The organism is Nonlabens xiamenensis, assembly GCF_003865345.1.
GTDB classification, from domain to species: Bacteria; Bacteroidota; Bacteroidia; order Flavobacteriales; family Flavobacteriaceae; genus Nonlabens; species Nonlabens xiamenensis.
This window is the reverse complement of the sequence record NZ_RMVE01000005.1, coordinates 325,886-347,531: the sequence shown is the minus strand read 5'-3', so window position 1 is coordinate 347,531 and position 21,646 is coordinate 325,886. Positions and strand designations below refer to the sequence as shown.

General features: G+C 33.8%; 22 protein-coding genes and 2 pseudogenes. 18 read left to right on the top strand and 6 right to left on the bottom strand.

The window, feature by feature from the left end:
• Positions 1–66 precede the first annotated feature (66 nt).
• Positions 67–2,361 carry an nSTAND3 domain-containing NTPase gene (locus EGM47_RS14225; protein WP_124981492.1) on the top strand — a complete coding sequence of 765 codons (2,295 nt, stop codon included), beginning with the start codon at positions 67–69 and terminating at the stop codon, positions 2,359–2,361.
• A gap of 124 nt (positions 2,362–2,485) precedes the next feature.
• Here EGM47_RS14225 and EGM47_RS16685 read toward each other — a convergent pair.
• Positions 2,486–2,593 (bottom strand): annotated as a pseudogene (locus EGM47_RS16685) (IS110 family transposase); the annotation flags it as partial.
• Between the two features lie 382 nt (positions 2,594–2,975).
• On the opposite strand from EGM47_RS16685, the gene EGM47_RS14215 reads away from it, so the two are divergent.
• Positions 2,976–3,527: a hypothetical protein gene (locus EGM47_RS14215; protein ID WP_124981491.1), complete on the top strand. Its 552-nt coding sequence runs from the start codon at positions 2,976–2,978 to the stop codon at positions 3,525–3,527.
• A 116-nt stretch (positions 3,528–3,643) separates the two neighbouring features.
• Here EGM47_RS14215 and EGM47_RS16680 read toward each other — a convergent pair.
• Positions 3,644–3,751 (bottom strand): annotated as a pseudogene (locus EGM47_RS16680) (IS110 family transposase); the annotation flags it as partial.
• A 389-nt stretch (positions 3,752–4,140) separates the two neighbouring features.
• Between EGM47_RS16680 and EGM47_RS14205 the strand changes: the two are divergent.
• Entirely contained in the window at positions 4,141–5,007 is an 867-nt protein-coding gene (locus EGM47_RS14205; protein ID WP_124981490.1) for a hypothetical protein, read from the top strand.
• A gap of 133 nt (positions 5,008–5,140) precedes the next feature.
• Positions 5,141–5,725, top strand: a complete 585-nt coding sequence (locus tag EGM47_RS14200; RefSeq protein ID WP_124981489.1) for a Crp/Fnr family transcriptional regulator — start codon at positions 5,141–5,143, stop codon at positions 5,723–5,725.
• Between the two features lie 22 nt (positions 5,726–5,747).
• Here the strand turns inward: EGM47_RS14200 and EGM47_RS14195 are convergent, their stop codons facing one another.
• Together EGM47_RS14195 and EGM47_RS14190 are read right to left on the bottom strand one after the other, a co-directional pair.
• Entirely contained in the window at positions 5,748–6,149 is a 402-nt protein-coding gene (locus EGM47_RS14195; protein ID WP_124981488.1) for a DUF4345 domain-containing protein, read from the bottom strand.
• Positions 6,150–6,421: 272 nt separating this feature from the next.
• A complete protein-coding gene (locus EGM47_RS14190) occupies positions 6,422–6,631 on the bottom strand; it encodes a hypothetical protein (protein ID WP_124981487.1) in 210 nt (69 codons plus the stop codon).
• A 163-nt stretch (positions 6,632–6,794) separates the two neighbouring features.
• Here EGM47_RS14190 and EGM47_RS14185 point away from each other — a divergent pair, with 163 nt between their 5' ends.
• From EGM47_RS14185 to EGM47_RS14135, 11 genes are all read left to right on the top strand, one after another.
• Positions 6,795–8,120: a tetratricopeptide repeat protein gene (locus tag EGM47_RS14185; RefSeq protein ID WP_124981486.1), complete on the top strand. Its 1,326-nt coding sequence runs from the start codon at positions 6,795–6,797 to the stop codon at positions 8,118–8,120.
• A gap of 17 nt (positions 8,121–8,137) precedes the next feature.
• Positions 8,138–8,674 (top strand): hypothetical protein, encoded by a 537-nt coding sequence (locus EGM47_RS14180; protein WP_124981485.1) that lies wholly within the window; start codon positions 8,138–8,140, stop codon positions 8,672–8,674.
• 823 nt (positions 8,675–9,497) lie between these two features.
• Positions 9,498–9,722: a hypothetical protein gene (locus EGM47_RS14175; RefSeq protein ID WP_124981484.1), complete on the top strand. Its 225-nt coding sequence runs from the start codon at positions 9,498–9,500 to the stop codon at positions 9,720–9,722.
• 294 nt (positions 9,723–10,016) lie between these two features.
• The gene (locus EGM47_RS14170) at positions 10,017–11,210 is read left to right on the top strand and encodes a serine hydrolase domain-containing protein (RefSeq protein WP_124981483.1); all 1,194 of its coding nucleotides are present in this window, start codon (positions 10,017–10,019) and stop codon (positions 11,208–11,210) included.
• A 695-nt stretch (positions 11,211–11,905) separates the two neighbouring features.
• Positions 11,906–12,709, top strand: coding sequence for a hypothetical protein (locus EGM47_RS14165; protein WP_124981482.1), 804 nt, complete (start codon positions 11,906–11,908; stop codon positions 12,707–12,709).
• A gap of 81 nt (positions 12,710–12,790) precedes the next feature.
• A complete protein-coding gene (locus EGM47_RS14160; RefSeq protein ID WP_124981481.1) occupies positions 12,791–13,174 on the top strand; it encodes a hypothetical protein in 384 nt (127 codons plus the stop codon).
• Positions 13,175–13,289: 115 nt separating this feature from the next.
• Positions 13,290–14,462: a cytochrome-c peroxidase gene (locus tag EGM47_RS14155; protein WP_124981480.1), complete on the top strand. Its 1,173-nt coding sequence runs from the start codon at positions 13,290–13,292 to the stop codon at positions 14,460–14,462.
• A 624-nt stretch (positions 14,463–15,086) separates the two neighbouring features.
• Complete coding sequence (locus tag EGM47_RS14150; RefSeq protein ID WP_124981479.1) at positions 15,087–15,746, top strand: hypothetical protein; 660 nt, start codon at positions 15,087–15,089, stop codon at positions 15,744–15,746.
• Positions 15,747–15,914: 168 nt separating this feature from the next.
• Positions 15,915–16,424: a hypothetical protein gene (locus EGM47_RS14145; RefSeq protein ID WP_124981478.1), complete on the top strand. Its 510-nt coding sequence runs from the start codon at positions 15,915–15,917 to the stop codon at positions 16,422–16,424.
• A 223-nt stretch (positions 16,425–16,647) separates the two neighbouring features.
• The gene (locus EGM47_RS14140) at positions 16,648–17,274 is read left to right on the top strand and encodes a Crp/Fnr family transcriptional regulator (RefSeq protein WP_124981477.1); all 627 of its coding nucleotides are present in this window, start codon (positions 16,648–16,650) and stop codon (positions 17,272–17,274) included.
• A 75-nt stretch (positions 17,275–17,349) separates the two neighbouring features.
• Positions 17,350–17,559 (top strand): YgaP family membrane protein, encoded by a 210-nt coding sequence (locus tag EGM47_RS14135; protein ID WP_124981476.1) that lies wholly within the window; start codon positions 17,350–17,352, stop codon positions 17,557–17,559.
• A gap of 472 nt (positions 17,560–18,031) precedes the next feature.
• Here EGM47_RS14135 and EGM47_RS14130 read toward each other — a convergent pair whose 3' ends face one another.
• The gene (locus EGM47_RS14130; RefSeq protein ID WP_124981475.1) at positions 18,032–18,238 is read right to left on the bottom strand and encodes a helix-turn-helix transcriptional regulator; all 207 of its coding nucleotides are present in this window, start codon (positions 18,236–18,238) and stop codon (positions 18,032–18,034) included.
• Positions 18,228–18,689 (bottom strand): hypothetical protein, encoded by a 462-nt coding sequence (locus tag EGM47_RS14125; RefSeq protein ID WP_124981474.1) that lies wholly within the window; start codon positions 18,687–18,689, stop codon positions 18,228–18,230. The genes EGM47_RS14130 and EGM47_RS14125 overlap by 11 nt, the downstream gene beginning before the upstream one ends.
• Before the next feature lie 327 nt (positions 18,690–19,016).
• On the opposite strand from EGM47_RS14125, the gene EGM47_RS14120 reads away from it, so the two are divergent.
• The 3 genes from EGM47_RS14120 to EGM47_RS14110 all read left to right on the top strand — a co-directional run bounded on the left by EGM47_RS14120 (position 19,017) and on the right by EGM47_RS14110 (position 21,525).
• Positions 19,017–19,514 (top strand): hypothetical protein, encoded by a 498-nt coding sequence (locus tag EGM47_RS14120; protein ID WP_124981473.1) that lies wholly within the window; start codon positions 19,017–19,019, stop codon positions 19,512–19,514.
• Between the two features lie 247 nt (positions 19,515–19,761).
• A complete protein-coding gene (locus EGM47_RS14115) occupies positions 19,762–20,382 on the top strand; it encodes an HD domain-containing protein (protein ID WP_124981472.1) in 621 nt (206 codons plus the stop codon).
• Positions 20,383–20,508: 126 nt separating this feature from the next.
• Entirely contained in the window at positions 20,509–21,525 is a 1,017-nt protein-coding gene (locus EGM47_RS14110) for a hypothetical protein (RefSeq protein WP_124981471.1), read from the top strand.
• Positions 21,526–21,646: the final 121 nt, after the last annotated feature.

Below are 21,646 nucleotides of genomic sequence, written 5' to 3'. Positions count from 1 at the left end.
TGCTACGACACCATACACGTAACGTTAGCTACCATTTAAAACAAACCGTTAAAGAGAAATAATTGAATGAATGAATACAATTTCTTAAATCTATCATCATTTGAATTCGAAAATTTTTCGAGAGATATTCTACAGGAAAAGTTAGAATTGTTTTTTGAGAGTTTTACAAGCGGACAAGATGGTGGAGTTGATTTACGAGCAAGTTTGAATTTAGATGAAAATATTATTGTACAGGCTAAACGATATACTCGTTTCAATGATTTAAAATCTACTTTAAATACGGAAATAGATAAAGTAAAGGAATTAAATCCAGTACGTTATATTTTAATTACTAGTGTTGGTCTGACACCAGACAATAAAGACGTCATTCTACAATTATTTCAACCTTATATTCACTCTACAGAAGATATTCTTGGTCGAGACGATTTAAATAACTTATTAGGGTTATATCCAAAAATCGAAGAGAAATACTATAAACTTTGGCTTTCTAGTACAAACATTCTGAATAAACTAATAAATAGTACAGTTTACAATCAATCAAAGTTTGAACTTGATGAAATAAAAGAATCATTAAAAGTATATGTCCAAAATGAAAGTTTTAATGAAGCAATTGGCATTTTAAAAAAGAACAATTATGTGATAATTTCAGGAATTCCTGGAATTGGAAAAACCACATTATCAAGAATGTTAGTATATAGATTACTAGCAGAAGACTTTGATGATTTTGTTTATGTAGCGGACAGTATTAATGATGCCTATTCCTACTTTGAAGATGGCAAAAAGCAAGTATTTTTCTTTGATGATTTTCTAGGTAAAAATTTCTTGGAAACTGGCTTGAAAGTAAATGAAGATAGTAAGCTTATTAAATTTATAGACAGAATAAAGAACTCTAAAAATAAGATATTCATTTTAGCAACTAGAGAATACATTCTTAAACAGGCTAAAAATTCTTTTGAATCTCTAAACACACCTTCTTTAGACCTTGTTAAATGTACACTCGATTTATCAAAGTACACAAAAACCATAAGAGCTGAAATCTTATTTAATCATTTATTTTTCGCAAATATTCCATTACAACATTTACGAAATTTAATAGAAACTAAAAGCTACACAAGACTGATTGACCATAAAAGTTACAACCCAAGAATAATTGAAACGTTTGTTAAAAATCAATTTTGGGAAAACTGTGAGCCAAAAGAATTTTCGAAAAAGCTTATTTCTTTTTTCGATAATCCAGAAAGTGTATGGCTTCACGCATTTGAAAACACCATCTCTAAAGGCTCTCAAATAACTCTATTAGTGCTTTCAACACTTGGAACACCAGTATTACTAGAAGATTTAAAGATTTCAATTAATTCATTTATTACAGCTAATATTGAAAAATACCCTTTAACTATTGACTCTATTGAGTTTAGAAAGATTATTAAAGAACTTGAAAGTACTTTTATTTCGACTAAAATGGACTCAAATAGAAAAATTGCTGTAGAATTTCAAAACCCTTCAATTCAAGATTTTTTAATCAACTACATTGATGGAAAATATGATCTCATAATTGACTTAATCAAATCTTTTTCTTTTGTAAGCCAATTTTTTAGAATTTTCACATTTGACCAAGTAAAAAAGGAATATAACAAACGAATTATTCTCGATAAAAAAATTCTGAAAGAATATGTATCAAAAATTTTAATTGATTTTGACCTCTTTAAAACATCTTACATTTTTAGATTAAATTATTCTGAATCAAATACATTCACTTGGTGGAAAAATGAGGAGTTTTTTTACGGTTTTCTAAATCAGATTTTAATAGAACTGGAAAATGCTTCTAATGAAGAACTAAAAAACTTTGTTGTTGAAAAATTCAATCAGAATATTCAGCCTAAAAGAATGGGATACTCAGAAAGAAGAGCTTATGTAGATTTAATAGGCAAAATTGGAGAAAGTCAAATAGATTATGACGGAGCCAAATTAATCTCTGATTTTGCAGAACACGTTGATACAATTGATTCTTTAAAAGATTTTTCAAAATTTAAAGACGTGTTTTCAACTCAATATGAAGAATACACAATTACAGATGATTTCAATCAAAAATTTGAGTCAGTGATTCATAATGAAATAGAAAATACTGCGATTGAAAAATATAAAAGTCTAATTGAAGAATTAAAGGAAATCGAATTGGATTTTGATTATATGCTAGATGATGAAATCAGCGAATTAACCCAAAAGCACGATGCATACGAAGCAAAAATAGATGCGAAGTTTGATATGTCAGACTATGAATATGAAGCAAGAGAATATGAACAAGAAATGGAAAGAGAAGAGCAATATATCTCGGACTTATTCGATGGTTTAATGGATAAATAAAAACGGTAGCTAACAAAGAACTGAGGTAAAAAACAAGCAATTAATCAATCTTAAGTTGCCCAATAGGTTGCCAGCCCTGGATTGATCCAACCAAGGTTCTTCAATTCCTTATTCTCACTATATTTTAGGCTACCCAGGTATTTTTAAATTCTGGGTCCCAGGGTATACCGCTTTTGCCCACTGCAAAGCACTGTCTGAGCAGCTTGTTGCTTACGGCTATCAGCGCCAGCTTCGTAAGCAGTGCTTATTACGTAATCCTTAAAGTGTTTATCCACATCACCCTTGAGCATCTCTGGCTTGGGTTTTATAGAAAATGTCTTGCCAGAAAACAACTCGCTGGTATAATGAACTTTACAGTTGCGCTTGTGTATGTTGATTCCTATGTATAATTTAGGTGTAGCAGTTGGTTGATCTATCATATCTATAAGTTTTAGTGAACTTTAGAGATACTCGGCAGGCTGCTTTTACATAGATGCTATAAGTAATGGCGCCGTACTCACCTACTTACGAATCCCGATAGCTATCTGGACGCGGATTTTCTATTCGGTTTGTATTTGCTAAATTAGGTGCTTAAACCACGCAACTAATCTTATACAAGCACGTTGTGCAACATTATGAAAAAACAGTTTCTAACAATAATTTTACTTCTGATTTCAAGTCTAATTTTTGCTTGTGATTGTAAATGGGGTGGGAATTTCATAAAATCTTCTAAATATTCTGAAGTAATAATTAAAGCCAAGGTTGTTGAAATGTTATGGCATTTTGAAGATGGAAAAACATTAAGTAGTGAAGAAAGTTATGGAGATTATTTAATCAAGACCGACAAAGAATACTATCAATCAATAAAAGTTCATGTTATTGAATTAATAAAAGGAAAAGAAGAACGAAAAACTTTTGAAATTTATGGTAGTGACGGAGTTGATTGTCGCGAAAGTATTCACCTATTTGAAATTGATAAAGTCTATATTTTCGGAATTTACAAAACTCGAAAAACTGAATATAGTCAACCTAATGAAGATGAAAATGATTATGCAATTGGTGGATGTTCTGAAAAGTGGTTAGAATACTTTCCTGAAACGAATGAAGTAAAAGGTTATATAAAAGGAAAAAACAGAAGAACAAAAAGAAAATATTGTTACGAAAAACTTCTGAAAAAAATAACGTAGCACAACAAAGAACTGAGGTAAAAAACAAGCAATTAATCAATTTTAAGTTGCCCAATAGTTTGCCAGCCCTGGATTGATCCAACCAAGGTTCTTCAATTCCTTAATCTCACTATGTTTTAGGCTGCCCAGATCTTTTTAAATTCTGGGTCCCAGGGTATACCGCTCTTGCCCACTGCAAAGCACTGTCTGAGCAGCTTGTTGCTTACGGCTATCAGCGCCAGTTTCGTAAGCAGTGCTTATTACGTAATCCTTAAAGTGTTTATCCACATCACCCTTGGGCATCTCTGGCTTGGGTTTGATAGAAAATGTCTTGCCAGAAAACAATTCGCTAGCACAATGAACTTTCCAGTTGCGCTTGTGTATGTCGATTCCTATTTATAACTTAGGTGAAGCAGTTTGTTGATCTATCATAGCTGTAAATTTTTGTGAACTTTAAAGATACCCGGCAGGCTGCTTTTACATAGATGCTATAAGTAATGGCGCCTTTCTCGCCTACTTCTGAATGCCGATAGCTATCGGGACGCGGATTTTCTATTCGGTTTGTATTTGCTAAATTAGTTGCTATAAAAACGCAACTATTCTTATACAATCACCTTAGCACCAATTAGAGAAAATGAGTTACGACTTAAACTTTTATAAAAGAAAAACTGATTCGATTTCAAAAACTGATATTGAACAATACTTGAATGATTTACCAAATATGACAAATGAAGGTGGCAAACATTGGTTCTACCAGAATGAGGAAACAGGAGTTTACTGTTCTTTTGAATACTATAAATTTGAAGATCACGATGATGAAGTAGAAGAAGGATATCTCAAAGAGTTCGATGATACTAATTTTACTTTTAACATCAATTTCATACGACCTCAGTTCTTTGGTAAAGAGTGTTTTCCAATTGTAGATGAATTTGTCGATAAACTAAATTTATATATTCTCAATCCACAAGGTATAGGTGAGCCCACGAAATACGAAAAAGGTGTTCTCGAGAAAGAATGGGCGGAGTCAAATAATAGATTTTCTAAGTCAAATTTTGATGAACTTGGTTTAAGCTATCTTGAACTAGAAAAATCAAATTACTCTTGGGAATTTTGCTTCAGGAGAAATCAACTTCAGTCCCAATTAGGAGACGAATACTTCGTTCCTAGAATATATTATGTTAAGAAGAAGGATAGTACGGAAGTGTTTACCTTATCAGTTTGGCCCGAACACATCCCTTTTATTCTGCCAAAAGTGGATTACATTTTAATTCAGAAAAAAATCAAAAAACTCTTAAAGACCAAAAAAGAAGATGGACTTATTACATATAAGGATTTAACATCTCGACTCGGACAGTTTTTTGAAGAGAATGAAACCTATAAAATAATGCATCCCGAAAATTCAAAAAAAGCATCCAAAATATTTAATGATTTAAATTTGATTGGAAGCTTTGAGGACTTTGGAGAAGGAGTGACAGTTGATAAATTTGTAAACGTTAAATAATAAAAGGTGCTATCACTATATGTGAAATCATAGCTCCCTTTGAGTCGCTACGCTTCATATACTAATCATTTTAGTGCATTTGAAGAAGTTTTCTGTAAATCAAGATTATGTATCGAAAGGACAAACTAAAAATATGAAAGACGCTTTAATTCATTTTATTTCACAGTTCGATAAATTCACCCGAGAGGAAATCAATGCTATTGTGGAAAACACTGAATTGGAGAATTTCAAAAAAGGCACTACAATTTTAAGAGAAGGTCAAATTTGTAATAAATGCTTTTTTGTTATAAAGGGATGTCTCCGGCAATATCAAATAGTCAACGGAGAAGAAAAGACGACAGCATTTTTTTGTGAAAGTGAAGCTGCAGTTCTATATTCCAGTTATTTAGAAAAAAAGCCTTCAAAATATTATTTATCAACCATTGAAAACTCCATTTTAACTACAGGAACAAGAACAGCAGAAAAGGAATTACATAAAATATATCCAAAACTTGAAAATTTGATAAACATTTTAATGCCTAACGATTATGTCAAATCTCAAGAACATATCGAATTACTTAGCCATTATAGTCCTGAAGAAAGATACAAGACAATTTTAAAAAACCGTCCTGAACTTCTCAATAGAATTCCTTTGCATTTAATTGCGAGTTATATTGGAGTTACCCCTGAATCACTTAGCAGAATAAGAAAAAGGATTTTGACAAAGCAAAAATCCTAATAAATTCAATGAGGCGCTTATCTCAGTTTAATTCTTTCTTGTAAAATCCTAAGAGGGCAAACAGACATAACAATCCAACTAGAAGTTCTACAAACAAAGCGATTTGAAGTGGTTCGCTTGGAAATCCATCAAATATAATACTAATTATACGAGACAATCCATACGATAGATATATTAAGCAAGATAATTGAATGGAATAAATTGTCAATTTAGAAAAAAAGGCTCCTAAAATAATTATTATTCCACTAACTAGTAATAGTCCACTTGGAGCCCTTATTTCGCTCAGTAAATTAATGTCCTCTCCGAGGTTGATGCCTGCAGACGCTTCAAAAGTTACTGGAGAAAATAAGAGAGAATATCCAATCCAAATTCCAATGATTCCAGAGATTATTAAAAGTACTTTTACAAATATGTTCTTTTCCATTTTTAAATTGTTTATTCATGCAAATATCGTTGCGGAAAACAAAAATTACCTTGACTTAAGATAAGAAAACTAAAAATGCACTACAACAACATATCCTACGAAGAGCCCTTCTAGATCTCTAAAATTGACTGCTCATATTTTAATCATCTCATAAGATTTTATTTGCAGTGTTTAAATACCATCTAACTCGCTCAGCATCCTATAGGTGAAACACCTCGGTCAGGGTTCACCGCTGGCGATTGCTCACCATAACTCTCAAAACATCGGTGGGCCTAATAACCACAGCAACCAGCTTCGTAAGCAGTGCTTATTACGTAATCCTTAAAGTGTTTATCCACATCACCCTTGAGCATCTCTGGCTTGGGTTTTATAGAAAATGTCTTGCCAGGAAACAACTCGCTAGCACAATGAACTATCCAGTTGCGCTTGTGTATGTCGATTCCTATGTATAAATTAGGTGGAGCAGTTTGTTGATCTATCATATCTATAAGTTTTAGTGAACTTTAAGGATACCCGGCAGGCTGCTTTTACATAGATGCTATAAGTAATGGCGCCTTTATCGCCTATTTTGGTGTGTACTTGTAAAGTTAAGTGCTAACCCACGCAACTACTCAAAGACGTAGACTTTGTGGTTAATTAGATAAAATGAAATTATTCGGATACAATAAGAAAACAAAAGAGCCAAAGTTTCGAATAACGGAACCTGATAGAGATTGGGTCGAGGATAATTTTAAATGGCTGATTAAAGTTTATGGCTACCCTAGTAGACAAAGTGAACAAATTCTAATTACCAATAAATTCTTTCCAAAGACCTTTTCTACTAGTCATTTAATAGTCCAAAACCTGATTGATGACCTATGCAACTTGCTAGGCTTAGACTCTAGTAAAATTGCGTTTGGGTTACATGAGGATTTACGAGATGTATATGGAATGCCATTTGAAATCCAAGGCAAGGCATTTGAAACTGAAACAGAAGTGACCGAGAATCATTACAAAATACACATTGCTAAAAGCATTTCTAAACGACCAAACCGACTCATATTCAGCCTTATTTATGAATTCATTAAAATTCGTCTAATTGAAAACAAGTTGCAATACGACACAGGAGATGATACTTCCCTGTTCATATTTATCGCAGGAATCTATTTCGGCTTTGGAATCCCGCTTTCTCAAAACTTAACTGATAGAGGAAGAATTGATGATGGTTTTTGGGAAACCAAATGGAACTACGTTTCTGAAATGCCGTATGAAGTAATGACTTTTGGATTGGCGACCTTTTCAAAACTAATTGAACAAGAAAATCCAGATTGGAAATATGAATTACCCCAAGAGCTTAGACTTCAATTTGAAGGAGCTATTGCATTTCTAAATGATTCGCCTTCGACAGTATTCAGCAAAGCTGAATTAGACGCAAACGATTTATTCAATCAAGCAGATAAGGAATACCAAAATGGTGACTTCGATTCTGCCATTACCACTCTTCAAAAAATCTTGTTTTTAACTGAAGATGAAATGCTAAAAGCTGACGTCTACAACAATATTGGATATTATGAATTGAGAAGTGGCGAATATGAAAAGAGCATTCAAAATTTTCATAAAGCATTTCAAATAAACCCAAATTATGGGTTTGCTCATGACAATTTAGGATATTCCTTAATCCAAACGGGACAATTGGAAGAAGGGAAGCTACAACTTCAAAAAGCTTTGAAAATGGAAAATAATGATAATGCCTATACATACAGAAACTTAGCCTTGTATTATCTAGCCAAAAGAGAATTAGAACAAGCTGAATTAAACTTCCAATTGGCTTTTGAAAACGAAACCGTTCCAGTTGACCTTTTGGAATTACATTATGCTAATTTCCTTATACATCAAGGTAAAACTGAAATGGGAATGAAATACTTGGAGAACGCTGTGGAAAAAGGTGAGCCAGAAGCGATAATACGAATGAATGAAATAAAGAAAAACTAACCACAACACGTTGCATTGTGAACAAGCTGAAAAAAATTAAAATACTGATATTAATAGTTGGAATTACTCTTTTCGGATGTTCTTGGACATCTAAAATAGAAAAGAAATCGACCGCATCTGAAAATGATACTTCCAAGTATGCTACAAAAATAATAAGAGAAATCATAGAGACTAATATTGATTCAACTCTGATTTTTAACCAACAAAAACTTGGAGAAAGACAATTGTTTACTGGGGGATTAAAAACAGATAATGGAAAAACGAAAACAAATGGAATATATGTTAAGAAAATAGCTGATAACGAAATTGAATATTCATACACTCAACTAATCAATTGGAAAAAAGAATTTGAAAAAGATGGAATAGCTGAATTGATAAGCACTACGGATTCAATTTTTACAGTTAAAAATTTGAAAGAACCAGCTTATAAATTTGTAGACGCTAAAAGTAATATTGTGATTTATGTGACGAAAAATGATAGAGTGAATGGAACACGAGCAAAAGTTTTCAATGAAAAGGGAGAACAAATTTCAGCTTTGATGTATAACAAATAGATAATACCAGCTCACAACACGGTAAATAAAACATAGCTAGTAAGTGCTTTACCGAAAGGTTTGAGTATATTGATAAAGTCCGCCAAATCTTTTCATTTGGCTTATTTACAAAAAATTAAAAATTAAAAAACTGGTACTAACAGCATATAAAAAAATTGCTAGTTTAAGCTAAACCAAAGTTAGTTGCTTGTTTGCTAGCTTTTGATTTTACTTCGGAAAATCCTCGCACACAAACACGCAACTTTTCTTGTACAATCACGTTACCATCCATAACCCTATTACTTCAGAGATTTGAACTTTTACGCCGATTTTAAGCTGGAAATATTTTTTAAGTACTCTCTCCTACCCCACCCTTCTCCAAATCAACTCTTGAGCAGGTTGAGTAGCGGAAAACAGTTGCAGCGCCATTTGTAAACCCGCTAATCAGTAAGCGAACAAAACGAGCCGAGACAAACAATTAAACGTTTATAGCGAATGTATCTACTCCAGTGTTTATGCAACTGCGGACTTTGAAGTTGGCAGCAAATCTGTCAACTCATGTGAAGAGTACGCGGCGGCCAAAAAGACATCCTGAATATCATGGCGGGCGTTACAAATGGTGATAAGGGCTATGATTCATTGCTGCGGAATTTTCTACTGAAAATTCCTATCTTGCCAGCAAAGGCTTGGTCATGGGCGAAAATCCTAGTGGATTTTCACCGCAACGCTATCTTAGCATGGACTGTTCTACGCAATTTGAGCAACCACTGAACGGAATTACATACTTTGAATTGGAAAAAAGAATTGAAATTTCAGACTATAAACTAATAATTAAGAATAACATATGGAACCAAGTCTTTTGACTTCAATTATCGGAATTACCTTTTTTGCGGTAATTATATATTTAGGATTTAAATATGCAGATGGAAAATGGAAAGTATCTGAATCTAAAAAAACTAAATACGTGAATTGGTCAAATGAACACGGAAAAACAATAAAAAAAGGAATAATTATAATATCAATAATTTACGGCATTTTGATGATAATTCAAATTTCAAATATGATTTAGGTGAATAAAAACTACGTAGAATAACGTGTCCGATGAAAAGACAGAAGGAATTTTGACGGACAAGTACTTGATAACTGATAAGACATTACTTCCAATTAATGTTCCTGACAGAAATATGGAACCAACAGAAACAATGAAAATTGAAATAATAAACTAGCCACAACAACACCTATACGCAATCCCCTGCGGGACACCGCGCATAGCCAAAACGTTGTGGTGCATTTGAAAAACTCAGGCAACCATATGACAAAATTATACGTCTATTAAATAAAGGGAATTCAAATCATCTTTAAAATGGGCAAACCACAATATTTCATTTCGTTATTATTTATTGTTATACATCTAAAAACTTACTCTCAATCCATTACAAGAATTGATAATTCTACAATATCTACAGTAGCTCTAGATAATGATATTAAGCGTTTGATGGAATCGGGAAATGTTCACGGACTTACGGTATCTGTAGTTACTCAGGACAGCGTATTATTTCAAAAGGCCTATGGCTCTAAAAACCTTAAAGAGAAACAATCTCTTGAAACCTCAAATAACTTTTATGCAGCTTCTCTTTGTAAACCTGTTTTTGCATTTATTGTAATGAAATTAGTTGAGGAAGAAAAGATTGATCTAGACAAACCTTTAGTGGCATATCTTGAAAATCCCATATATTCTTATGAATTCCAACACGATTATGAAAACTATAAGGACTTAAAAACCGACAAAAGATATGAGAAGATCACAGCGAGAATGTGTTTATCTCATACAACTGGATTTCCAAATTGGAGATATATTGGAAAATCTGGTATTAATATGGAAAAACCACTAGAAATAGCATTTGAACCTGGAACTTTTTATAGTTATTCTGGAGAGGGTATTCAATTGTTGCAGTTTGTTGTTGAACAAATAACTAAAAAAGGGCTGGAAGAACTCGCGCAAGAATATGTATTCAAACCGTATGAAATGAATATGACTAGTTTTCTTTGGCAAGAAAGATTTGATACAAACTTTGCCGTTGGACATTACAAAAAAAGAAAAACAATAAAAAGAAGAAAAAGGAATAAAGAATATGCTGCAGGCAGTATGGACACCACACCTGAAGATTATGTAAAATTCATCCAAGCGATGTTAGCCCAAAAAGGCTTGAGCGGGAATTTATATGAAGAATTTTTCAAACCGCAAATAAGAATTGATTCTAAGCAACAGTTTGGTAAAAACAGACTGGTAAAAACTACAGATAATGATGATATAGAATTAAGCTATGCATTAGGTTTTGGTACCTACAAAACACCTTTCGGCAAAGCAATTTTTAAAGAAGGTCATATTCAAGGTTGGGAACATTACACTATATTTTATCCTTCGCAAAATCTAGGAATTGTGATAATGTCTAATAGTTCTAATGGAGAAAGTATTTTTAAAGAACTACTAGAAATTTCAATGAGTGATAAATGGATGCCTTGGTATTGGGAGAATTTTATACCATATGGCAAGTAATAATACTAAGCACAACAATGGCTCCTATCAAAAGCCCTAGTCCAATTCTTTAACTTTACTGTTTTAATTTTTAATCAACTCATACTATTGTTTTTGAGGTGTTTAAATGTTGGCAAAACTTTCTTTATGTTTCTGTCAACAATTATAACCCTTCCTAAAAATATCTGAGGGGTTAACAACCAATGACTCCCATCCATAACCCTTAAAACAACGATGAGCGCAATATCCACAGCAACCAGCCTCATAAGCCGCGGTGACCTTATAACCTAAATAGTGCTTCGCTACATAAGAACAAAGTTGCTACGGGTCTGGAGGCATTGAAAAAGACTTACCTCCTGATCAATCAGTAGCACAATGAACCTTCCAACCTCGCTTGTGTATGTCAATACCAATAAATAACTTAGCAATAGCAGTTTGTTCGAATTTAATATCTTTTGATTTTAGTATATCCTAAAGATGCTAGACAAGCAGTTTTTACATAGATGCGTTAAGTAATGGCGCCGTTCTCACCTACTTACGAATCCCGATAGCTATCGCGACGCGGATTTTCAATTTGGTGTGTTCCGCGGCGGAGGTGGATAAGTGCCAAACCACGTAACTACTCATAGCCGGAGACCTTGTGCTTCACTAAAAGAATCTCGAAATTGAAATGGTTATCTGACATATTTAAAATCAAAAAGTAATCTAAAAGGAGGATGGACTATTTTAAAATTACAAGTGATTGGAATGCTGACCCTGTATCACCAGACGTTCAGTTAGAAATTGATGAAGATAACCTGACCATTGAAATATTTGTCAATCACTTACTATTTGATCATTTTGAAGAAGGAGATAAAGCCAAGATTACATTTCAAAACTGTTCAATGTATTCACTCAATCATTGCAATGATGAAGGATACTATACCGGCCAATATCGGACAAATCCAAAAGAATTGCCTTGGGGAGAATTCTACGAAATTAAAAGTGGACTGAACAGAAATTTCCCAGAACCAGTAACAATAGTAAACAAAGAACTAGAAGGAAAAAGACACTATATCTTCTTCTTCAAAGATGAAACTTTTGAATGTTTAGCAAACGATTTTAAACTTGAGCTTCTTGACAAGAAGGGTAATCGAAAAAGGCTGAATTATAGCTACAAATTAAGACCTGCTTATAACTCAAGTGAACAACTCATTGAATTTGTCAAAATCGGAGATGCGGACAGATTCATTGAAAAATTACTTGACTTGTTATCTAGGAACGGATTTTCATATAATGGTCTACCTGATGTTTGGATGAATGAAGAGGTTTGGCTTCATCTGAAGTCTTCAAATGGTAAAACGACAATTACCAAAGACATTTGGGATATGATTTTCATTCTTGGAAAACAAAATCAGACTGACATTAAAAAAATAGATCAAATATTAATCGACTCTGGAGAATTTGAAAAGATAGAAGTCAATCCAGAGGATTACAAAACAAAAGAAGAAGAAAGCACTACAAGAGCCAAAAAATCATAGCTGCCCTTGGGGACGCCAACGCTTTTTAGCTGAACGATTGGACAAAATTAATGAGCAATGATATTGAATGAACATCGAAAAATGGAATTACTGTTTCAAAATCTTTGTCAAGTATTGAAACCTAAACTGCCATTGATAGAAGATTCAATGCAATATGTTCAGGTGGGAGAATATAGTTTAGCCCTAGAGTTTATAAGCGACTGGTGTGTTGATGCAAATCCAGAAGTAAGGTTAACATCAAGTGAACTAATGAAAATTAAAGAGGTCGGTCATGAGGTGAATAGAACAGATATATGGATAGAATTGTTACCCCTTTTAATTGATTCGGAAGAAGAAGTATTTCCGTTAATTGAGCTTGATAATGCACAAGCCTATGTTGAGGCGCAACTTATTAGTAATCCAGTTAGAGCAAAATGGTTGTCAAGGGTAAAGAAGAAAATTGAAACGATAAAAAAATCTGAATAACAGTAGGTAAAAAAAATTAAAACGCATTTTAAACTAAACGATTGTAGATAATTCATCCCAAATTAAACCTATAACAATACGCTAAGTCTAAAATTGAAATTCAACCTAATTAATTATGATTAAACCAACCTTTATCATTATTTCTTTTATTCTATTTTATGGATTAGTTGCTTGTAGCGATGATGAAAGCTATGGTCCGATTGAAAATAATGTTATTAATCTTACAGAAGAGCCGTTCGATTACATTAATTTAAACTTACCAAGTCATTTTACTACTGATGTGCCTGGACAACCTTTACCAACATCTATTAATGGATTAGACAATTCGCCAAGCGACAATCCTATCACCAATGAAGGTGCAACTTTAGGTCGAGTACTGTTTTATGATAAAGGTTTAAGTGCCAACGGTACTATAGCTTGTGCTTCCTGCCATAAACAGGACAAAGGTTTTTCAGATGAAGCTATCTTGAGTGTTGGCTTTGATGGTGGGCTTACAGGACGCCATTCAATGACTTTGATAAATTCGAGGTTTTATCAACGAGGTCGTTTTTTTTGGGACGAAAGAGCAAGTACTTTAGAAGAACAAGTTCTACAACCTTTTCAAGACCCGGTAGAAATGGGAATGACTTTAGAACAAGTAGTAAGTGCAGTACAAGAGAAGGATTTTTATCCCGCATTATTTGAAAACGCATTTGGGTCACAAGATATTAACAGTGATAGAATCTCAAGAGCTTTATCCCAATTCGTAAGGAGTATTGTCAGTTATTCGAGTAGATACGATGAAGGAAGAGCTTTATCTGCTTCACCTGGAGCTAATTTCCCAAACTTCACGAATGAAGAAAATTTAGGAAAAAATTTATTTTTTCAAACCATCCCAAATGGTGGTGGAGCGTGTTTTGGATGCCATACGACAGAAGCTTTTGTGAGTGCAAATCCGGGCCCACAAAACAATGGCCTTGATCTAGCAACAACAGACGAAGGTGCAGGAGCAGTTTTCAATAACCCAATCTTTGAAAGTCGCTTCAAAACCACAACCTTGCGAAACATTGAACTCACAGCACCTTATATGCACGATGGCAGATTTGCAACTTTAGATGAAGTCGTGGAGCATTACAATAGTGGAATTCAAGCTCACCCTACTCTATCACCAGCGTTAACAGATGACAATGGAAATCCTGTACAACTGAATTTCTCAGCTGCCGAAAAAGCAGCGTTAGTAGCCTTTCTAAAAACGCTGACAGATATGAGCTTAAGTTCTGAGGAAAAATGGAGCGACCCATTTGAATAAAGAACTGGCGACAATAACGTCCCCTATGAATAGCCCTTTTAGAGCTCAAAAATTTACTGGTTATATTTTAATGATCTCAAAAGGTTTTATTTTTAGTGTTTCAATGTTTTACAATTCGCTCAGCATACTATTCGCGAAACACCTCAGTAAAGGTTCACCAGCATCTGTATGATTATGAGTTGAAAACCTGCCCACTTGCTATAAGATGTCATCTAATTCTAAGTTGAGTTACCCACGTTTTTCTTGTATCAGGTTTTGGTTTTATTTGAGCAGCGTTATTGTTGAACCTCGAGGCGAATAAAACAAGCCGATTCAACCAAATCCACCTTTGCAGCGAATAAAGCTCTAGTTTTTAAACAGCTGCAGCATCCTATACTCCTTCGTAGATGTATCAGCATTCGAAAGGAGGTAATGAATATCGTTGTGGACCTAACAGCTGATAACAAGGGCTAGGATGCGCTGCATGAGTTGGCTGTTGCCAAAAGGATGCGATTCCCTAGATGGTAACAACAGTAATTTAGAAAACCAGGGTAAGGCACTGGCTGCAGTTGTAGCTTCAAAATTTTGGGTGTATTTTCCATGCAGTTAAACCATAACCTAGGCCTTGAGCATAATATAAACGAAATGAGAAAAATATTGATCTTATTATTAATGGGACTTTCCCATATTACATTTTCACAAACAATAACAGAAATTGATTCTGTTTCTTATGTCATGTGTGATTACCTGAAAAATTTGGAAATTAAAAATGATACACTGAAAATAAATGCATTATACAAAAATCAACTTTATCCATATTTAGGAAAGATTAAGCCATCACAAACCGAAAAAATTGGACAAAAAGTTTATTATAGACTTCAAAGGAATTGTGTAGAATTTCGAAATTTATTAGACAGATTAGAGCAGCCAAAAGAAGCGGTAACGAGATTAACGAAAAAGCCAAAACCTGAAATTTCGAAAAAGCATATTAAGGAATTTAAAAATCAGAAAGAATTTTATTATTATGAAGTTACTGGCGAAACAACAAGAGTAAAAATGGAAAACGGAAAATGGACGGACTCATTTCCTAATAAAACATCTTCAAATCTGACATATAAATGGATTAACGAAACAGAATTTGAGTTAGTCTTTGTGGAAAGCGACAATGAAACAAGGTCAAATTTTAGTGTAAAAGGAGATAAATTTATTTATCAAATTTTATCAAAAGAAGATGGATATTATCTAATGACAGTTAATATTCCAGGGCAAGAAACTTTTGAGAAATTTAAATTCTACTACGAATAAAAAACTATGCCCTATACTATAGAAATTAATTGCTAGTTCTAGCTTACTTACAAATCCTTATAGCTATTGGGATGCGGACTTTCTATCTGTGCTTTGTTTGATAACTTTAGTGATCAAACACGCAAGAAAATCATACATTAGACAATTCTAAACCATCAGACTAACATTGTGAAAAATAAAATAACCATTTTAATATTTCTGATATCTATCGGAATAACATTTGCGCAAAACGAAAAACCGAATAGAGAACCTTTTGTTTTAAGATTGGCCGTAGATAGTGAGAATTACTATCAACAAGAAATTCCAAATTCGCCCTATTTTGTTAAAGATTACATCCTTCAAATATTTCCTTCCGAGAAAATAAATATTGAAGTAGAAATTGACAATGACAGTATCGTTTCTATGAAAACGGTTGAAAAATTAGAATTTCCTGAAAAGACAATAACTATTGATTTTAAACAAGAAGTTAAAGATGGAAAAAGCGAGATGATGATGCTGACCGTAAAAAATCCTTTTAACAAAATTATGACTTATGATGCACGAATGTTCATCGTAGGACGTGACGAATTATTAAAAACAAGTATCATCCCGATTAGACCAAAACTAACTAATTTTGAGATGTGGAATGATGTGATTATAACTCTAATATTAGACAATTGGAAATGGACTTCGGAATGAAAAACATTTTACTACAACCTATATAATTCATTGCTGACTAATTTTTCCCTCGACAAAATCATCGGACAACTTCAATCGGGATCCTCTTTCTTGCTAACTTAGAGCAAACTAAATCGCAACATATCATACGCGAGACCGTTAGAATTTATTATATGACCCTTCATGCGGGAAAGCTACTCTTGCTGCACGAACCGTCGTATGTAAACAATAAGATCATTCAAGAATGGAACTGGACAAAAAAATACTATCTTTTCTTCAACCTGGTTTGGTCGAAAAAATACGCTCAGAATCGAGCATCAAGGAAATCCCAAAAGGAACTGAAATTTTAAGGGAGCAACAGTATGTCAAAGTTTTACCGATTGTTGTTAGCGGCCTTATAAAAGTATATTCAAGATTTGATGAAAAAGAACTGCTACTCTACTATATCGAATCAGCACAAAGTTGCGTAATGTCTTTTTATGCGGCCTTAAAAAATACACCGAGTAAAGTATTTGCTAAAACAGAACAGGATTCAACTGTACTGTTGTTACCCGTTCATTTGATACCTAATTGGTTGAAAGAATACCCAGACTTCAATGAACTTTTTTATAATCAGTTCAATTTGAGATATTCGGAGCTGTTAGATACCATCAGTAGCTTGTTATTAGATAGAATGGACAAAAGACTATACGACCATTTGAAAAAGAAAACTGAATTGAATCATAACAAAGCTGTTCATATGAGTCATTCACAACTAGCGAATGAATTAGGAACTGCTCGTGAAGTCGTTACCAGAGTTTTAAAAAAGCTTGAAACGTATGGGAAAGTTGAACAAGTATCAGGTGAAATAAGAATTATTGACGAGTGGTGACTACAGTCACTGCATAGCTATGAACAACTATTTACCTTTGACAGGTAATCTTTCAATAATTTCAAATATCCAATTATGACAACAAATATGGGTTCAGCAGACAAAATTATTAGAATTATAATCGCTGCTATAATTGCTTTTCTTTATTTCACTGGAACGATATCAGGTACACTAGGTATCATTTTAATGGTGCTTGCAGGAGTTTTCGTTATCACTAGTTTCATTAGCTTTTGTCCACTTTATGCACCGTTCGGAATCAAAACATGCAAAGTCAAAGAAAAATAAACAACTGCACACCACAAAGAACTGTGGTAAAAACTAAGCCTTTCTAGATGTATTTCGTTGCATCATGCAGGTCTTAGCAAATAGTTGGTTAGGCTGTGGCGCATGCCTGTCTAATCCACTTGTTAAAAATTGATATCCGCGTCAGGAAGTGATGGTAACAGCTGGTAGCTTCCATGACGCAAAACGCCTCCTAGTGAAGACAGGTTGAGAACGATATAATTACGTTGGAAATATTGGAATGATGATCGTGACACCTGGATTTGATGTTAAAGTCAAAAACATTCTTAGTGAAGTCATTATCAAAAGCTGTTGTTCATAAGCCATTAATTGAACTAGCAGGCTACTCTGGGCACCATATTCCATGACAAGCGCTCAAAAGACCTTAAAAACGCATAATCATCAGACTAGTTTGGGTGAATGAGTCAGCGTTATTAACATAATTACGGAGTCCTGCGGTGGCTGCAAATGTGTTCTAATCCCAATCTGAATCTTCCAAAGTAAATATTTCGCTCATTTCAACTTCGAAAATTTGAGCTAATCTTAAAGCTAAAACTGTCGACGGAACATATTTCCCTAGTTCCATGGCATTAATTGTTTGTCTACTAACTTTTGCCAATTTTGCTAATTCAGCTTGAGTAATATTCTTTTTTGCTCTTTCAACTTTAATACTATTCTTCATAATTAGCTGATTTTTTAAACTTGGAAAGTTGCCAGTTAAATCTGATGATAAAAAACAATAAAAGTGTGAACATATTGAATATCATAACCCACAGAAAGGAGAAATTAAAAATAAATAGAAACGAAAATAAAAGAATTCCGTAGTTACAGTAAACTGCCCAAACCAAGGACTCTAATCTTATTTTAGAGATATACTCATCTTCTGTTTTTTCTTTAGAAAAGGCGACAATCAAGGAACTGATAATAATTAAAACTCCGAAAATTTCATTGAGTATATTGTTTTCGTCCGTTGTAAAAAAGGGTTCATCAATTATAATAGCAGGAACCTTGAAATCTAAAAAGCTTGGTTCATACTCATACATAATGGTTACCAAACCGAAAATTGCTGATGGAATTAAAATCAGCCAACCTATTCTCTTGAACTGATTGGGAAATAAATAGTTTGTTCTCATAATAGTCGAATTTAAATCTGACCAAATGTAAAACAAATAAATCTATTTGACAAACAAACTTTACATTTAGTAAAATAGGTTGCGCTTTTTATATCCTATATGATTATCATCTAAATACACATCTAGCTGTACATTTGATCCCTTTTATATTGTTCTTTCTGATTGATCAGCAAATCAATAGAAAAGCCAACTGAAGCTGTCTATAACTCATTGCTCATTCTGTGAATATCCAGAAAATGTTCCTATGGTTATTTTTCTTTTACTACATTAGTAATTGCCAAAGCAACTAACGATCATCAAATACTTTATTTTAATAGACTAAGCCATATGAAAAGAATAAGCATAATATTTTTGTTTTTACTTCTAATCCCTTCTTTTGGTTTCAATTCCATTCACTCAGGAGATGATCATGCTACATCAAATGATGAGTTGAAAAAGAATCAACCAACAAAGGAGTTGATGATATCGACCTTGACAGATTTATTCACGGCCTTAGAAAAGGAAGATTATGCTTCCGCGAAAGAATACTTACTATTTCCTGAGAATGTACCTGACGAAGTACTAATTCCAGCGATGTCAAAATTGATTGAAAGGAAAGAAATTTCCCTGGAAGGAATTCACATTTTGGATACCATGGGCACTTTTGGAAAGGTGGTAGACTTATACGGTGACAGCGGACAAACAAAAATTGAGGCCCAGAATTTAGACCCTGACTCTTGTTATGGCTTATATATTGAATCATCCAGTGTCGTAGTTATGGCGCAATGGGATGAAAAAAGTTTCAAATTTTTTCAAGTTGATAACATAGGGAAACTTGAACAATAAAAAAGTAGATCGCACTTCAACATAAGCACTCGAACGTTGTTCTTTATGTAGCTATCTAACTCCATTGAACCAGCATTGAAATTCCTCAAAATGCTAAGCAAATTCCCTATTTGGGACAGATCTGGCCAGTTGATTGTTGAAACACCTACCGAAATAATCCATGAATTGGTTTGAGGGAACAGAAAATAGCCCCATAACCGCTATAAGCCTTATACAAACTGTCGAAAGCATTACCATAATTAAGTGCATGAAAGAAAAATTCTTAAGTCTAATTGAAAGATATTCAAGTGATAAAGATTATAAAGTCGAATGCTGGAATGAGTTGAATAAAAAATATTCTTCCAAATCGCGACACTATCATAACCTGGATCATTTAGACCATATGTTTTCAGAATTAGAAAAAGTAAAATCAGAGATCAACAGGCTGGACGCGATTGAGTTTTCGATTTTCTATCATGACCTGATATACAATCCACGTAAAAGCGATAGTGAATACCAGAGCGCTTTGGTTTTCAAAAAGAGACTATCCAATACCTCCTTTACCCCTATCGATTACTGCGTGGAGCAAATTGTTGCCACGAAAGAACATAAGCTATCGGATGACAGTGATACTAATTTGTTATTGGATATGGATCTGTCTATTTTGGGTAGTGAACCTGATCGTTATCAGGGCTACGCAAAAAAGATTAGAAAGGAATATGCTATATACCCAGGTTGGATGTATCGGAAAGGAAGGAAAAAGGTATTGCAACACTTTCTCTCTCTTGACAGTATTTTTAAGACTGAGTTTTTTAGAAATGAATATGAAGAGAAAGCGAGAGAAAACTTAGAGAATGAATTAAGAGAATTAGGTGAATTAAAAGCCTAGTGTTTGCAACCATCTATTTTGATGATGAGTTATCCATCTGATCATTTGTTGTTAGCAGCCCTTGAAAACCAGACGTTTGGCATCGCAGTCAAAATTGTTTATGTTTAAGCACTTAACCACCAATATATGTTTGTAAAAATGAAAATGAACTTTTTGGTATTTAGCGTGGTTGTCATGTCACAGCTATTGCCTGCCCAGGAAATAGATTGGAAAACCTTTCACGACTATTCCCCATTTTTCATTGCCCATGAAAATAAAAATGATTTAACCGAGATACTTCCTCGATGGGCATCTGACTTACAGTTGAAAGGACGGGTAAAAAAAATAGAGACGGGAGTGGGTAACGTCTTATTATTCAACCAAGAAGGCTGGATACTCAACAGAAATTTCTACAACCAGAGCAAAAACCCCTCTGGATTAATTGAACGCATTACAGAATATCAGTATCCGGACACTGGATCAATTGTTGGTGACCTGGATAAAATCTACACCACCTCCACGCGTAAAAACAGTACCACTGGAGCGCTTAAAAAATCGTCTGAAACCATACAATATAATTATAACGTCATCAATGACAGAGGAGAAACGGCTTGGTCTTCTGGTAATATACTGGAACTGACTGTTCAGGTAGACGATAAATTAAAGATTCAAAGACTGTATCATCGAGAAAGCGGCCAACTATTTAAAGAAAAAAGATACCGTAACAGCGCTCAAGGCTCAAAAAATAAACAGGGCTATATCTTAAACCAAGTCACTTCATTTCTCTATGACAAACAAGGTAGATTGATTAAAAAAAACACTTCATTTAAACGTAAGGATGGATCAGCTGGAGGATATCAGATGAATGAATACAATTACAAAACAATTAATAATCAATTACATGTCACTATCACTGAAGATACCAATGCAAGTACCATAACCTACGATAATGTATATAATGCTGAAGGCAGAATTATATCATCCCAAAGCACTTACACAACAAAAGGTGCCTATCCGCGTACCACTGTGGATTCTTATACTTTTACCTACGAATTGGACCCACAGGGGAATTGGATAAAGAAATCCAGCTATCGGAAAAATAGAAAAGGTGAGCCTGTCATACAGCAGATACAGACAAGACAAATCACCTATTTTGGTCGTTGATTACTCAGATTCCTAAAGTTTCTTCCGGCTTTCCCAAACTACATTGCATTCAACCCGCTTCATTCCATGGTGGATTGTCCGAATCTTTTTCAATTTAACAAGAATTGTGTTGACTGCGCTT